The sequence below is a fragment of the uncultured Candidatus Thioglobus sp. genome, assembly GCF_963981275.1.
Taxonomy (GTDB): domain Bacteria; phylum Pseudomonadota; class Gammaproteobacteria; order PS1; family Pseudothioglobaceae; genus Thioglobus_A.
The window spans coordinates 23,901-37,311 of sequence record NZ_CAXCCZ010000011.1; the positions used below are offsets into that span (position 1 = coordinate 23,901).

Here is a 13,411-nt window from a genome sequence, read left to right on the forward strand (position 1 = left end):
GGTTTATTTTTGTGATTTTAAGTAATCCTCGTAATTGCCAGAATAGTAATGCATGCCATCTTCCTTTAGTTCAACCACTTTGGTTGATAAAGAAGAGACAAACTCTCTATCATGACTGACAAAGATCAGTGTACCCTCATAATTATCAAGTGCAAGGTTAAGTGCCTCAATGGACTCCATATCCAAGTGGTTGGTTGGCTCATCCATCACCAATACATTTGGCTGTTGTAACATTAATTTTCCGAACAACATTCTGCCCTTTTCACCACCCGAAAGTGATTTAACACTCTTGATAATATCGTTTTTACCAAATAGCATTTTTCCAAGCACTGCACGCATATCTTGCATATCTTGCTTAGGTTGTTTAAATTGTGCCATCCAATCAAGTACGGTCATATCTTCTTCAAAATCAGCACTATGATCTTGAGCATAATAACCAATGTTGATATTCTCACTCCACTTCACCTTACCCTTGTCCGCTTCAATTTCACCAACTAGAGTGCGCAATAACGTGGTTTTACCAATACCATTTTGACCAATAACGGCCACACGTTCACCAACTTCAAATAAAAATTCGATATCTTTAAGTACATGCAAATCATCAAAGCTTTTATTAAGTCCGCTGACTTCTAATACATTTCTATGAAGTTTATTTTCTTGAGAAAAATAAATATAAGGACTTACCCTTGAAGAAGGCTTAATATCGTCAAGTTCAATCTTTTCAAGCTGCTTTTGACGTGATGTTGCTTGCTTTGCTTTAGAGGCATTTGAAGAAAAACGAGAAACAAAATGCTTAAGCTCTTTAATCTTAGCTTCTTTTTTAGCATTATCTGATTGCATTTTTTCCTGAATAGCAGTTGATGCAATCATAAATTGGTCGTAGTTTCCTGGGAAGGTGTTTAGTGCACCGTAATCAAGGTCAGACATATGAGTACAAACACCATTTAAAAAGTGCCTATCGTGAGAGATAATCACCATAGTTGCCTTACGATCATTCAATACATCTACCAGCCAGCTGATTGAGTTAATGTCCAAGTTGTTGGTCGGCTCATCAAGTAGCAAAATTTCAGGATCAGAGAATAGCGCTTGTGCGAGCAAGATACGTAACTTCCAACCTGGTGCAATTTCGCTCATGAGTCCGTAATGTTGATCTTCAGGAATATCCAAACCTAATAACAATTCACTGGCTGATGACTCAGCCATATAACCATCCATCTCGGCGAATTCCATTTCTAGCTCGGCCACTTTAATACCGTCTTTTTCGCTCATTTCTGGCAAGGCATAAATACGGTCTCTTTCTTTTTTAACTTCCCAAAGCTTTTCATGGCCCATGATTACCGTATCAACAACACGAAATTCTTCATAAGCAAATTGATCCTGGCGCAAAATACCAAGTCGCTCACCTTCGCTAATGCTTACCGTACCATTAGAAGGCTTTAGCTCGCTTGTTAGAATTTTCATGAATGTTGATTTACCGCAACCATTGGCACCAATCAAACCGTAGCGATTGCCACCTTGAAATTTAACAGAGATATTTTCAAACAGAGGTTTTTCACCAAATTGCATGGTGATGTTGGCAGTAGAAATCATGAGTGTAGCACTATTTTTGAAAAACAACTATTATCCCATAGTCACAATAAAAAACTAAAGAGAATGCAGGTTTGATTAGAGTCATTAGTAGCTCTTTCGAGGGTTAAAATAAGCATAAATTTAGAATAAATCTACGTTAAAAAATGTTTGAAAAAACTGGACAATTACCCGATAAATATTTAGCTATCGCCATACTTATATTGTTAACTTTTGGATGGATCATGTCGTTTTCCGCCTCATTGGGCCACTTCGATAGTTACAGCTATTTTTTTAAACAAAGTGTTTATATTACAATTGGCTTAGCACTGGCCTTTACCTGCTTAAAAATTCCCCTATATTTTTACAAAAAATATGCCAAGTGGTTTTTTGTTTTTTCTTTGGTCTGTTTGGCTTTAGTATTTTTACCCGAACCTATTGGCAGAACTGTTAATGGATCTACCCGTTGGATTAACTTTGTGTTTTTTAAATTCCAACCTTCTGAAATGATGAAAATCGCCATGATCTTATACATGGCTGATTTTTTGGTTAGACAAGAAAAAGACGTTAAAAAGCCTTGGATGGGTCTGGTTAAGACGCTCATCATCATCTCTTCTGCTGATATATTGCTTTTATTAGAAATGGATCTGGGTGCAACCATCATCATCTCTTTAACAGCACTTATCATGCTGTTTGCAGCTGGCGTTTACCTAACACAGCTCACTTTTGTTGGCAGTAGTTTGATTAGTGCTGTTGGTATTTGGCTTTATATTGATGGGTTAAATGGTGGCGTACGCTGGCAACGATTAACCCAGTTTTGGCAAACTGATTTGTGGATTAATGACAGTGAAAAAGTTTGGCAAACCAAGCAAGCATTAATCGGCATTGCCAGAGGAGATTGGGGCGGTGTTGGGCTGGGTAATGGTATTCAGAAATACACCAAACTTCCAGAGCCGCACACCGATATGATCTTTTCTATTGTCGGTGAAGAAACTGGCATTATTGGCATGTTATTTGTTATTTTGACGTTTGGATTTATTATGCTCAAAGGCTTTAAGATTGCTAAAGGCGCACTCAAGCAAAAACGCAAATACAGCTCTTACGTTGGCTTTGGCATTTGTACCTGGCTATCATTGCAATTTAGTGTTAATATTGCCATGAACCTTGGCCTAATCCCACCTAAAGGCTTTCCACTACCTTTAATTAGTTATGGTGGGTCAAGTATGATTTTTGTACTCATTGCGCTGGGAATCTTACTTAGGATTGATATGGAAAGTCGTTGTGAATACTCTAAGCAAAAAAACTATGTCTGATAAAAAAATACTCATTATGGCGGGTGGCACGGGTGGACACATATTCCCAGCCTTGGCCATTGCCAATGAACTTAAAAAATACCCTTGCCATATTGAATGGCTAGGCTCTAAAAAGGGCATGGAAAATGAAATTGTGCCTAAAAACAATCTACCATTACACACGGTTAATGCTGTTGGATTGCGAGGGAAAAATATCATTAGCTTGATTAAAGCCCCTTTTCAACTTGCTTTAGCTACAGTGCAGGTTGTTAGTGTGTTTATAAAGACAAAACCTGATGTTGTACTGGGTATGGGCGGCTTTGCCTCGGGCATAGGCGGCGTAATTGCCTGGATTTTTAGAGTACCTTTGTTTATTCATGAGCAAAATGCCATTCCAGGCACAACCAATAAACTTCTATCAAAAATTGCCACACAAACCTTTCAAGCTTTTGATAATGCTTTTGATTCTCACACCGGTGCGATTACTGTTGGCAATCCTGTTGCTTTTAAGGTTAAAAAATCAAGTGCAAATAATAAAAAACTTAATTTATTAATAGTTGGTGGTAGCCTAGGATCAAAGCCAATAAATAATGTTGTAACCAATCTGGGCAGCAATATTAACATTTGGCACCAAACTGGAAAACTACACTTTGACAGTGTGCAATCTCAATATAAGAAAAAATCTGTCAAAGTAACTGCTTTTATTGACGACATGTCTAAAGCGTATGCCTGGGCTGATGTAGTATTGTGTAGAGCAGGTGCAATGACCGTTTCGGAGTTGATGCTAAGTGCCACACCTAGCATCTTAATTCCTCTGCCATATGCCATTGATAACCATCAGTTTTATAACGCTAAAATTCTTGCTGACCAAAATGCAGGCATTTTAATCGAACAAAAGAATCTAACAACTCAGGCGCTTGAAGAAATACTAGATAACCTAGATACTGAAAAGCTGGCATTAATGTCTGATAACGCACTTAAACTCGCCAAGCCCAACGCTGCAATTACCATTACCAAGCAACTTCTTAAAGGATAAAAAAAGCCGCATTAAAGCGGCTTTTAGTTTGACTCAATTAATCAATTATTTCCATTCAGTGCAAGTAATAACTTCACTGGTATTGCCAAAACGATCTGATTTTTTGTTAGTAATACAACGTCTTTCCATGGCTTTAGCAGGCACCTCAACAAGTCGATCAACGTATACGATTTTTTCAACAATCACCTCATTAACAGGATTGCTATCATTACAAATGTCTTGCTTAATAGCTTCTAGTTTTTGCTTAGCTTTTTGATGCTGATCGCTAGACCATTTTTTCGCATCACTAGGCAAGTTTGATAAAGCGCCAATGCTAGAATCTACAACACCGCCAAGACAGCTACCTAAATGCTCAAGATTGTCATAGCCATTAGAACACTTCTCAGACTCAGCAATAGCACTCAAACTGATTAAAGTCGTTAATACAAATGTGGTTAAAAATTTGTTCATTATTATTCTCCTATTTGAATTATGCATGTTGATGCATATTAATACCCAAGCCTTTGAACAACGCTTCATCACGGCTTTGAGTAACATTTGGTGTGGTTAACAATTCATCACCATAAAATACAGAATTAGCGCCCGCAAAGAAACAACTCGCTTGCATGGTCTCACTCATATCAGTTCTACCTGCAGAAAGACGCACAACCGACTGAGGCATTAAAATTCGAGCAACCGCAATTGAACGAATAAAATCAATGTCACTTGGCCTTTCCATGGTTTCAAATGGTGTACCTGGAACTGGAACAAGCAAATTCATTGGCACTGAGTTGGGATGTTGGTCCATATTGGCCAAAGTTTGTAACATCGATGCCCTATCTTCAACTGTCTCACCCAAGCCTAAAATTCCACCACTACACACATTAATGCCAGCTTGCTGAACATGATCGATCGTGTCTAGGCGATCCTGAAACTCACGAGTAGTAATAACATTAGAGTAGTGCTCTTTTGAGGTGTCAATATTATGGTTGTAATAATCGAGCCCTGCTTCTTTTAGTTTTTTGGCTTGAGGCTCGCTCAGCATGCCTAAAGTTACGCAAGATTCCATGCCTAAGTCTTTAACCTCTTTAATCATGTCAATAACTACATCTAATGACTTATCTGTAGGATTGCGCCAAGCAGCACCCATACAAAAACGTTCGGAACCTAAGTCTTTAGCTTTTTTAGCGGCCTCTTTAACTTGTTGAATCTGCATGAGTTTCTCACGCTCCAAACCAGAATCATATTTTGATGACTGAGAACAATAAGAACAATCCTCAGGACAAGCGCCTGTTTTAATATTAAGCAGTGAAGAAACCTGCACTTTATTTGGATCAAAATTTTCTCGATGAATACTGTGGGCTTTGAATAATAGATCGTTAAATGGCAAATCAAACAATTGATTAATTTCAGCCAAGGTCCAGTCGTGTTTTAATTCACTCATAAGTAGATTTTATAATAATATTTTTAGCTATTTTACCGGTATTTTGGGCACAAAAAAGCCGTACAAAAGTACGGCTTTTATGGAATCGATTTTAAGTGCTACAGACTGTAGTACATATCGAATTCAACCGGGTGAGGCGCTGAACGCATAGCATTTACTTCTTTCATCTTAAGATCAATGAAAGAGTCAATTACGTTATCCGTAAACACACCACCTGAAGTTAAGAAGTCACGATCAGCATCAAGTGCATCAAGTGCTTGCTCTAGAGAGTTACAAACCTTAGGAATCTTCGCTTTTTCTTTTCTAGTTAATTCGTACAAGTCACCATCTTGAGGCTTGCCAGGGTCAATTTTATTTTTAATACCGTCAAGGCCGGCCATTAACATTGCAGAAAATGCTAAATAAGGATTGGCTGTATTATCTGGGAAGCGTACTTCAATACGACGACCTAGTGGATTGCCTACGTAAGGAATACGAATTGCAGCAGAACGGTTTTTAGCTGAATAAGCTAACATTTCTGGCGCTTCATAGCCTGGTACTAAACGCTTGTAAGAGTTGGTTGATGCATTTGTAAATGCATTTAACGCTTGAGCATGCTTAATAATACCACCAATGTAATATAATGCCATTTGACTTAAGTTGCCGTACTCATCGCCATCAAATAAGTTAACACCATCTTTAGCAATTGATTGGTGAACATGCATACCGTTACCATTGTCAATCGCGATTGGCTTAGGCATAAATGTTGCTGTTTTACCGTACATATGTGCAACATTATGAATACAGTACTTAAGGATTTGAGTTTCGTCAGCCTTTCTTACTAATGTATTGAATTTTGCGCCAATTTCACACTGGCCTGCAGTACCCACTTCATGGTGATGCACTTCAGTTTCAACACCCATTTCTTCGATCACAAGACACATTTCTGATCTAAGGTCATGTAATGAGTCTACTGGTGGAACTGGAAAGTAACCGCCTTTAACATTTGGACGATGACCTTTGTTTCCACCTTCTAAATCAGATCCAGACTCCCAGTCTGCTTCTTCAGAGTGGATTTCATAAAACGCCTTACCCATGCCAAAACCTGTATCCCACTTAACACTGTCAAATACAAAAAATTCATTTTCGTTACCAAAGTAAGCTGTATCACCAACACCTGAATCTTGCATGTACTTTTCAGCACGCTTAGCAATCGAACGAGGATCTTTCTCATAGCCCTTCATGTCGCTTGGCTCAACAATATCACAACGCACAATTAGCGTTGATTCTTGTGTGAACGGGTCCATAACACATGCTGTTGTGTCTGGCTTTAGAATCATGTCAGATTCATTAATATCTTTCCAGCCTGTGATTGAAGACCCGTCAAACATTTGGCCCTCTTCAAACTTATCTTCATCCACTGTATGAGCCGGAACACTTACGTGATGCTCTTTACCGTGTGTATCTGTAAAACGAAAATCAACAAACTTAACGTCGTTATCTTCAATCATCTTCATTACATCTTGTGCAGACATATTATCTCCTTTATTTAACTATTTGTATGGACTGGCTATCTTCACCAAGCAGCTTGCGCCGTTACAAGCAAAATTCTTTGTTTATTTATTGTAATATAATAAAAATCTACTATATTTACAACAAAAACAGCGAATTATTCTACCCTATTTTCTCAACAAGAAGAACAATCTCATCGGTTTTTTCTTCGATTTTTAACACTCTATGGCCATGAACCTTGCACCAGGCAGGTATGTCATACAAAACCCCTGGGTCAGTAGCCAGCATTTCAATTGTATCGCTAATAGCCACTTTATCAATCATTTCGCCTAAGCGAATCACTGGCATTGGGCATAATAATTTTTTAACATCTAGTTGATTTTTCATTTTACTAACTCTCCGTTTGAGTGGTATTAACCCACTCCTGTGGCTTTAAAAATTTCTCATAAAGCTGTGCCTCAGGTGAATTTGGCCTAGGTTCATATTGATATTCCCAGCGTACTAGTGGTGGTAATGACATCAAAATTGATTCTGTGCGCCCGCCAGTTTGCAGACCAAATAATGTGCCTCGATCATAAACCAAATTAAATTCTACATAACGGCCACGACGATACAGTTGAAACTGCCTCTCATGATCGGTAAATGGCGTATCTTTGCGTTTTTCAATAATCGGCCTATAAGCCTTAATGTAGCTATCTCCTACGCTACGCATAAAGGCAAAGCATTCATCAAAACTACCCTCATTTAAATCATCAAAAAACAAACCACCAATACCGCGCTGCTCATCACGATGCTTCATATAGAAATAATCGTCACACCATTTTTTGTATTTTGGATACACCTCTAGGCCAAAAGGATCACAAGCATCTTTGGCGCTCTGATGCCAGGCAATGCAATCCTCATCATAGCCGTAATATGGGGTTAAATCAAACCCACCACCAAACCACCAAATCGGATCTTCTCCATCTTTTTCTGCAATAAAGAAACGCACATTCGCATGTGAAGTTGGTGCATAAGGGTTGTTAGGATGAATGACTAACGAAACACCTAATGCGCTAAAACTTCTTCCTGTCAATTCTGGTCTCATTGCGGTTGCAGAAGCAGGCATATTATCACCATGGACAATAGAAAAGTTAACCCCTGCTTGCTCAAAAACCTTGCCTTTTGCGAGCACTCGAGTTAGCCCGTTGCCACGACCATTTGGCTTTTTCCATTCATCTTTAATAAAACTAGCCTGGCCATCAACTTGTTCAAGCTGACTGCAAATGTCAGCTTGTAATGAGAGTAAATATTGTTGAATTTGATCGATCATCTGAGCCTTTCTCCGGTCTGTAAATTGATAATGCTTGAGGGGTTATTTGCATTTTTATTGGGTGCTATTATATAGTCTAACTCACCTTTAAAATAAACCTGTAATTTCAAGCTGCTTTGGGCAGTCTGACGGCCTGAAAGGTTAGCGCTAGTGGTTACCAGTGCACTATCAGTCATTGTGCATAATTGTTTAATTAAGGGATTGCTGGTTAGTCTAATGGCAATAGTTTTATGCCCGCCTAATAGTAAATCAGGTACACAATTATTCGCTTTAACAAGATAAGTAGTTGGCTTAGCACTTGGTTTGATCTGCGCTAACAGCTCGGTATTTTCAACATAATCTTTAAAATGATTGATATTACTTGATATTAAAATCAGCCCCTTATTAGTTGAGCGCTGTTTAAGTTCAACCAAACGTATTAAAGACTTAGAAAAAGGAAGGCAACTTAACCCTTGAATGGTATCTGTCGGCAGACTGACCACCCCTCCATTATTGAGAATATTGGCGACTACTCTAGTTTTTAAATTCATGTTTTTTTAGCTCTAGGATGGCACTTATCGTACACTTTTGATAATTCTAAAAAATCAAGATGGGTATAAACTTGGGTGGACTTAATACTGGCATGACCCAAAAACTCCTGTGTTGAGCGCAGATCATGGCTGGACTGCAAAAAATGCGTCGCTGCTGCGTGACGCAACATGTGTGGATAAACGTTAATCTTAATGCCCGCCTCTAACGCTCGCTTTTTAATCATATTTTGTATTGATCTAACCCCGATTCTGTCACCATTCTTATTAACAAAAAGCGCCGTTGAATTGTGCGTCTGTAGATGCTTAACAACAGCCTTTTGTGCAGACTCTCCAAGTGGTGTATGTCGAGTTTTGCTAGCCTTGCCCACAACCCTTAAAAAACCCTGGGTTATATCTACATCCGCCACATTTAATCCCACCAATTCAGATACACGCAAACCACAAGAATAAATCACCTCAATAATGGCCACATCACGATTTTCAAATCGTGATGTTTTTCTTGTTTTTAGCATTTGCAACAATTGATCATAGTGCAATATTCCTGGTAAAGTTTGCCCAATTTTTGGCGTGCGCAGTTGAATGGCACAATTATTTTCTAGCTGACCCTGATTAACTAAATAAGTTAGCAATCCTTTAATTGAAGACATATATCTGCGAATACTTCTGGCAGACATATTATTATGGCGCAGCTGCATGATAAACATACTCAGTATTTCTGTATTAAGCGCTGACCAGCTAGCGATGCGCTGAGTTTTTAAGAAACCAAGCAGCTGATTTAAATCACGCTCATACGCTTGTTGAGTATTGTGTGCGTAATGACGCTCAACTTTTAAATATAAAATAAAGTCAATTATTTGTTTTTTCACTTGAATTTTGCCAGCTTGACCATATCAATATATTTTACGCATAAACTAGAGATAAAATAAAATGACGACAAAACAGACACATTCGTTCCAAACAGAAGTTTCTCAACTGCTACATTTAATGATTCACTCTTTGTATTCTAACAAAGAGATTTTCTTGCGAGAGCTAGTTTCAAACGCCTCTGATGCGGTTGATAAACTTAAATTCGAGTCTTTATCAAATGACACATTGGTAGAAGGCAAAGAAGACCTTCAAGTACACATTGATGTTGATAAAGAAGCTGGAACCATTACTATTACTGATAACGGCATTGGTATGACTGAGACTGAAGTCATGGAAAATATTGGCACCATTGCTAACTCAGGTACTAAAAAATTCTTACAAAGCCTCGATGCAAAACAAGCCGAAGATTCAAATCTGATCGGCCAGTTTGGTGTGGGTTTTTATGCCTCATTTATTGTTGCTGATGAAGTGGTGTTAACCACTAGAAAAGCAGGTGATGACAAGGCTAATGGCACAATTTGGACATCAAAAGGTGAAGGTGAATACTCCCTTGAAACTACAACAGTAGAAGAGTTTGGTACTAAGATCACTCTACATATTAAAGACGACGAAAAAGAATTTTTAGATGATTATCGCCTGCGTAGTATTATTTCTAAATATTCTGATCACATTACTGTGCCAATCATGATGATTAAGCCTGCTGAAGAAGAGTCAGACACCATTGAATATGAAATGGTTAACAAGGCTAATGCTTTTTGGACACAAGACAAACGCGATCTTAAGCAAGAAGATTATGATGAATTTTACAAATCTCTTACTTACGATTTCGCCGCGCCACTTGCTCAACTACACAATCGCGTTGAAGGTAAGTTAGACTATACTTCTTTGCTTTTCATTCCTTCTAAGGCACCGTTTGACATGTGGGAGCCAAAACGCAAAGGCGGCATCAAACTCTATGCTAAGCGTGTGTTTATCATGGAAGACAATGAAGAGCTTATGCCAATGTATTTGCGCTTTGTAAAGGGTGTGATTGATACAGCTGATTTATCACTAAACGTTTCTCGTGAAATTCTACAAGGTAATAAAGTGGTTGATACCATTCGCAAAGCTTCAGTTAGTAGAATCTTAAAAGAATTAGAAAAAATGGCCAAAAACAAGCCAGAGAAATATGCAGATTTCTGGAAAGAATTTGGCATGGTGATGAAAGAAGGTGTGGTTGAAGACGCTTCTAATAAAGACAAAATTGCCTCTCTTTTACGCTTTGCTACCACTAACTCTAATGGTGAAGATCAAAATGTATCATTGGCTGAGTACATTGAGCGCATGGGTGACGATCAAAAAGATATCTACTATGTCACTGCAGAAACTTTTGCAGCTGCCAAAGGCTCTCCGCACTTAGAAATTTTCAAACAGAAAGACATTGAAGTTTTACTTCTGTCTGATCGTGTTGACGAATGGATGGTTAATAACTTTACTGAGTTTGAAGGCAAAAACCTTAAGTCAATTGCCAAAGGCGACCTGCAAGATTTAGACTCTAAAGAGGAAAAGAAAGAGAAAGAGAAAACCGCTAAAGGCTTTAAAAAGACCTTAGAAGAGATGCAGAAAATTCTTGAAAATCAAGTTAAAGAAGTTAAAATTTCTAATCGCTTAAGCGAATCCCCTTCTTGTTTAGTGGCTGATGAAAATGAAATGGGTGGCAACATGGAGAGAATTATGGCCTCACTCGGTCAAGACGTTCCTGAAACTAAGCCAATTCTTGAAATCAACCCAACTCACCCATTAGTGGAAAAACTTAAAACTAAGGTTGATGAAAATTTGGTGAATGTGTTATTTGATCAAGCGGTTTTATCTGAAGGCGGACAGCTTAAAGATCCTGCTGAATTTGTTAAACGTATGAATAAATTGATTAACTAATCAATTAACCTGAATCCACTAAAAAGCCCGCATTTGCGGGCTTTTTTACGTCATTTGCATTATTTCTAAAATTTTAATGATTATGACACCTGTTATCAATTAATCTCTCAAAAACACGCCATTTTAGCCAAAAAATCAGTTTTTTAAGTCAATTTTTAGCTTCAAGCCCTTCCATTCTTAAAATTTTCTATTTTTTAAAAGGCTGAATATTTCTTAAAATTCCTCTAAAAATAGCCACCTCTTCTTTTTCGGGTTCTGCGCGTCCAAAAAATCGACGCATACGGCGCATGAGAAGCTCTTTTGGGCGTTTTTCTTCGAAATAGTCAATATGCTCAAGCACTTGAGCAAAGTGTGCATAAAAACCCTCTAATTCAATATTACTAGCTATTTTATTGGTGCTTTTTTCAAATTCTGTGGTTGTGCTATGAACATAGTGCTGATAAGCAAATACTTGGATAGCTGAAGCAACATTTAAAGAAAAATAATTTGGATTTCCTGGGATGGTCATCAAAATTTGGCATAAATCCAGCTCTTCATTACTCAAGCCAGAGTTTTCAGTTCCAAACACCACGGCCACCTGCTGATTGTCAACTGAAGTGGTTTTCTGTATTTCGTCACAAGTATCCACCACATCCATTTGTCGCCATTTAATATTACGCTGACGCGCACTTGCACCAATCACCAAGTGTGTGTCTGCCAAGGCTTCTTCAAGTGTATCACAGACAACAGCATTGGTCAGAATGTCATCTGCCCCACTTGCTCTAGCGGTTGCTGTGGCTGACGGGTGAGTCTTTGGATTGACCAAATATAACTTGGAGAGATTCATGTTTTTCATAGCACGGGCAGCCGCACCAATATTACCAGGCTCGGTAGTATTAACCATAACCACACGTACATTATCAAAGGTATAATTCATTTCTTTATTTTTATTCATGACGCTCATGCATCCTACATTAAATATTGCCGTTAAAGCCGCTCGAAAAGCGGGTGACATCATTCTCAGATATCATAATCAAATTGATCTGTTAACGATTGAAAACAAAGCGGCGAATGACTTCGTCTCTGAAGTAGACAAGGCCGCTGAAGATGCTATTATAGATGAATTGAAATACGCCTTTCCTGATCATTCTATTTTGGGTGAAGAAAATGGTGAAATCGTTGGTAAGGATAAACGCTTTGTTTGGATTCTTGACCCACTTGACGGCACCACTAACTACTTGCATGGTTTTCCGCAATATGCCGTATCTATTGCTTTATATGAAAATGATGAACCAACTCATGCTGTTGTATATGACCCATTTAAAGAAGAGTTGTTTACTGCCTCAAAAGGTGACGGTGCTTATTTAAATGAGCAGAGAATTCGGGTTACGAATAGCAATGGCTTTGAAGACACTTTAATTGGCACTGGATTTCCATTTAAAGCGCCACAACATTTAGACGCCTACCTTGATATGTTTAAGGCAATCCATCCAAAAGTAGCTGGTATTCGTCGTGCAGGATCTGCTGCACTTGACTTGGCTTACTTAGCTGCAGGACGACTAGATGGCTTTTGGGAAATAGAGTTAAACATTTGGGATATTGCTGCAGGCGTGCTACTAGTTAAAGAGGCCGGCGGCTATGTTGGTGATTTTTCTGGCCGTGGTAAACACTTAGAAACAGGCAATGTGGTTGCGGGTAACGAGAAGGTTTTTAAAGAAATTTTAAAAACCATTCATCCGCACTTGACAGATGATTTACAACGCTAGTTTATTTCAAGTGTTAGCTGCTCACCATTTAACGCTTTAGTTTTTTCACTCATCAAATACACAATTGCCGGAGATATACTCTCTGGTGTTGGATTATTATTAACATTTTCAGCTGGATAAGCCGTTTGTCGCATCTTGGTGCGCATACGCCCAGGATTTAACGAATTAGTCTTAATATTAGTTTTTTCAAGCTCCTCAGACAAGGTTTTGCTCAAGCCTTCAATCGCAAACTTGC

At 38.4% G+C, this 13,411-nt stretch carries 14 protein-coding genes; 4 read left to right on the forward strand and 10 right to left on the reverse strand.

What is annotated here, in order from left to right:
- Positions 1–3 precede the first annotated feature (3 nt).
- Positions 4–1,590, reverse strand: a complete 1,587-nt coding sequence (locus ABNR88_RS03045; protein WP_291928852.1) for an ABC-F family ATPase — start codon at positions 1,588–1,590, stop codon at positions 4–6.
- A gap of 143 nt (positions 1,591–1,733) precedes the next feature.
- On the opposite strand from ABNR88_RS03045, the gene ABNR88_RS03050 reads away from it, so the two are divergent.
- Together ABNR88_RS03050 and murG are read left to right on the forward strand one after the other, a co-directional pair.
- Positions 1,734–2,879, forward strand: a complete 1,146-nt coding sequence (locus ABNR88_RS03050) for a putative peptidoglycan glycosyltransferase FtsW (protein WP_348670005.1) — start codon at positions 1,734–1,736, stop codon at positions 2,877–2,879.
- A complete protein-coding gene (gene murG, locus ABNR88_RS03055) occupies positions 2,872–3,894 on the forward strand; it encodes an undecaprenyldiphospho-muramoylpentapeptide beta-N-acetylglucosaminyltransferase (protein WP_348670006.1) in 1,023 nt (340 codons plus the stop codon). The genes ABNR88_RS03050 and murG overlap by 8 nt, the downstream gene beginning before the upstream one ends.
- Positions 3,895–3,939: 45 nt before the next feature.
- On the opposite strand, the gene ABNR88_RS03060 is transcribed toward murG, so the two are convergent.
- From ABNR88_RS03060 to ABNR88_RS03090, 7 genes are all read right to left on the reverse strand, one after another.
- A complete protein-coding gene (locus ABNR88_RS03060) occupies positions 3,940–4,344 on the reverse strand; it encodes a hypothetical protein (RefSeq protein WP_291928860.1) in 405 nt (134 codons plus the stop codon).
- Between the two features lie 19 nt (positions 4,345–4,363).
- On the reverse strand, positions 4,364–5,317 hold the full coding sequence (gene bioB / locus ABNR88_RS03065) for a biotin synthase BioB (protein WP_291928863.1): 954 nt from the start codon (positions 5,315–5,317) through the stop codon (positions 4,364–4,366).
- Between the two features lie 98 nt (positions 5,318–5,415).
- Entirely contained in the window at positions 5,416–6,831 is a 1,416-nt protein-coding gene (gene glnA, locus ABNR88_RS03070; protein ID WP_291928866.1) for a type I glutamate--ammonia ligase, read from the reverse strand.
- A gap of 139 nt (positions 6,832–6,970) precedes the next feature.
- Positions 6,971–7,195, reverse strand: a complete 225-nt coding sequence (locus ABNR88_RS03075; protein WP_291928869.1) for a sulfurtransferase TusA family protein — start codon at positions 7,193–7,195, stop codon at positions 6,971–6,973.
- A gap of 4 nt (positions 7,196–7,199) precedes the next feature.
- Entirely contained in the window at positions 7,200–8,120 is a 921-nt protein-coding gene (hemF, locus tag ABNR88_RS03080) for an oxygen-dependent coproporphyrinogen oxidase (protein WP_291928872.1), read from the reverse strand.
- Entirely contained in the window at positions 8,117–8,650 is a 534-nt protein-coding gene (locus ABNR88_RS03085; protein WP_291928875.1) for an L-threonylcarbamoyladenylate synthase, read from the reverse strand. Before ABNR88_RS03085 ends, hemF begins: the two co-directional genes overlap by 4 nt.
- Positions 8,647–9,516, reverse strand: coding sequence for a tyrosine recombinase XerC (locus tag ABNR88_RS03090; RefSeq protein ID WP_348670009.1), 870 nt, complete (start codon positions 9,514–9,516; stop codon positions 8,647–8,649). The genes ABNR88_RS03085 and ABNR88_RS03090 overlap by 4 nt, the downstream gene beginning before the upstream one ends.
- A 61-nt stretch (positions 9,517–9,577) precedes the next feature.
- Here ABNR88_RS03090 and htpG point away from each other — a divergent pair, with 61 nt between their 5' ends.
- Positions 9,578–11,431, forward strand: a complete 1,854-nt coding sequence (htpG, locus tag ABNR88_RS03095) for a molecular chaperone HtpG (RefSeq protein WP_348670011.1) — start codon at positions 9,578–9,580, stop codon at positions 11,429–11,431.
- Between the two features lie 187 nt (positions 11,432–11,618).
- Here the strand turns inward: htpG and ABNR88_RS03100 are convergent, their stop codons facing one another.
- Complete coding sequence (locus ABNR88_RS03100; protein ID WP_348670013.1) at positions 11,619–12,374, reverse strand: RNA methyltransferase; 756 nt, start codon at positions 12,372–12,374, stop codon at positions 11,619–11,621.
- On the opposite strand from ABNR88_RS03100, the gene ABNR88_RS03105 reads away from it, so the two are divergent.
- On the forward strand, positions 12,373–13,176 hold the full coding sequence (locus ABNR88_RS03105) for an inositol monophosphatase family protein (RefSeq protein ID WP_348670015.1): 804 nt from the start codon (positions 12,373–12,375) through the stop codon (positions 13,174–13,176). The genes ABNR88_RS03100 and ABNR88_RS03105 overlap by 2 nt on opposite strands.
- On the opposite strand, the gene ABNR88_RS03110 is transcribed toward ABNR88_RS03105, so the two are convergent.
- A partial coding sequence (locus ABNR88_RS03110) for an SDR family oxidoreductase (RefSeq protein ID WP_348670017.1) occupies positions 13,173–13,411 on the reverse strand: 239 nt, incomplete at its 5' end. The genes ABNR88_RS03105 and ABNR88_RS03110 overlap by 4 nt on opposite strands.

Coding starts and splice junctions, on each gene's coding strand:
- ABNR88_RS03100 (WP_348670013.1), bottom strand. CDS start 12,374: ATGAGCGTCATGAATAAAAATAAAGAAATGAATTATACCTTTGATAAT.
- ABNR88_RS03045 (WP_291928852.1), bottom strand. CDS start 1,590: ATGATTTCTACTGCCAACATCACCATGCAATTTGGTGAAAAACCTCTG.
- ABNR88_RS03085 (WP_291928875.1), bottom strand. CDS start 8,650: ATGAATTTAAAAACTAGAGTAGTCGCCAATATTCTCAATAATGGAGGG.
- ABNR88_RS03075 (WP_291928869.1), bottom strand. CDS start 7,195: ATGAAAAATCAACTAGATGTTAAAAAATTATTATGCCCAATGCCAGTG.
- murG (WP_348670006.1), top strand. CDS start 2,872: ATGTCTGATAAAAAAATACTCATTATGGCGGGTGGCACGGGTGGACAC.
- ABNR88_RS03050 (WP_348670005.1), top strand. CDS start 1,734: ATGTTTGAAAAAACTGGACAATTACCCGATAAATATTTAGCTATCGCC.
- ABNR88_RS03060 (WP_291928860.1), bottom strand. CDS start 4,344: ATGAACAAATTTTTAACCACATTTGTATTAACGACTTTAATCAGTTTG.
- htpG (WP_348670011.1), top strand. CDS start 9,578: ATGACGACAAAACAGACACATTCGTTCCAAACAGAAGTTTCTCAACTG.
- bioB (WP_291928863.1), bottom strand. CDS start 5,317: ATGAGTGAATTAAAACACGACTGGACCTTGGCTGAAATTAATCAATTG.
- glnA (WP_291928866.1), bottom strand. CDS start 6,831: ATGTCTGCACAAGATGTAATGAAGATGATTGAAGATAACGACGTTAAG.
- ABNR88_RS03105 (WP_348670015.1), top strand. CDS start 12,373: ATGCATCCTACATTAAATATTGCCGTTAAAGCCGCTCGAAAAGCGGGT.
- hemF (WP_291928872.1), bottom strand. CDS start 8,120: ATGATCGATCAAATTCAACAATATTTACTCTCATTACAAGCTGACATT.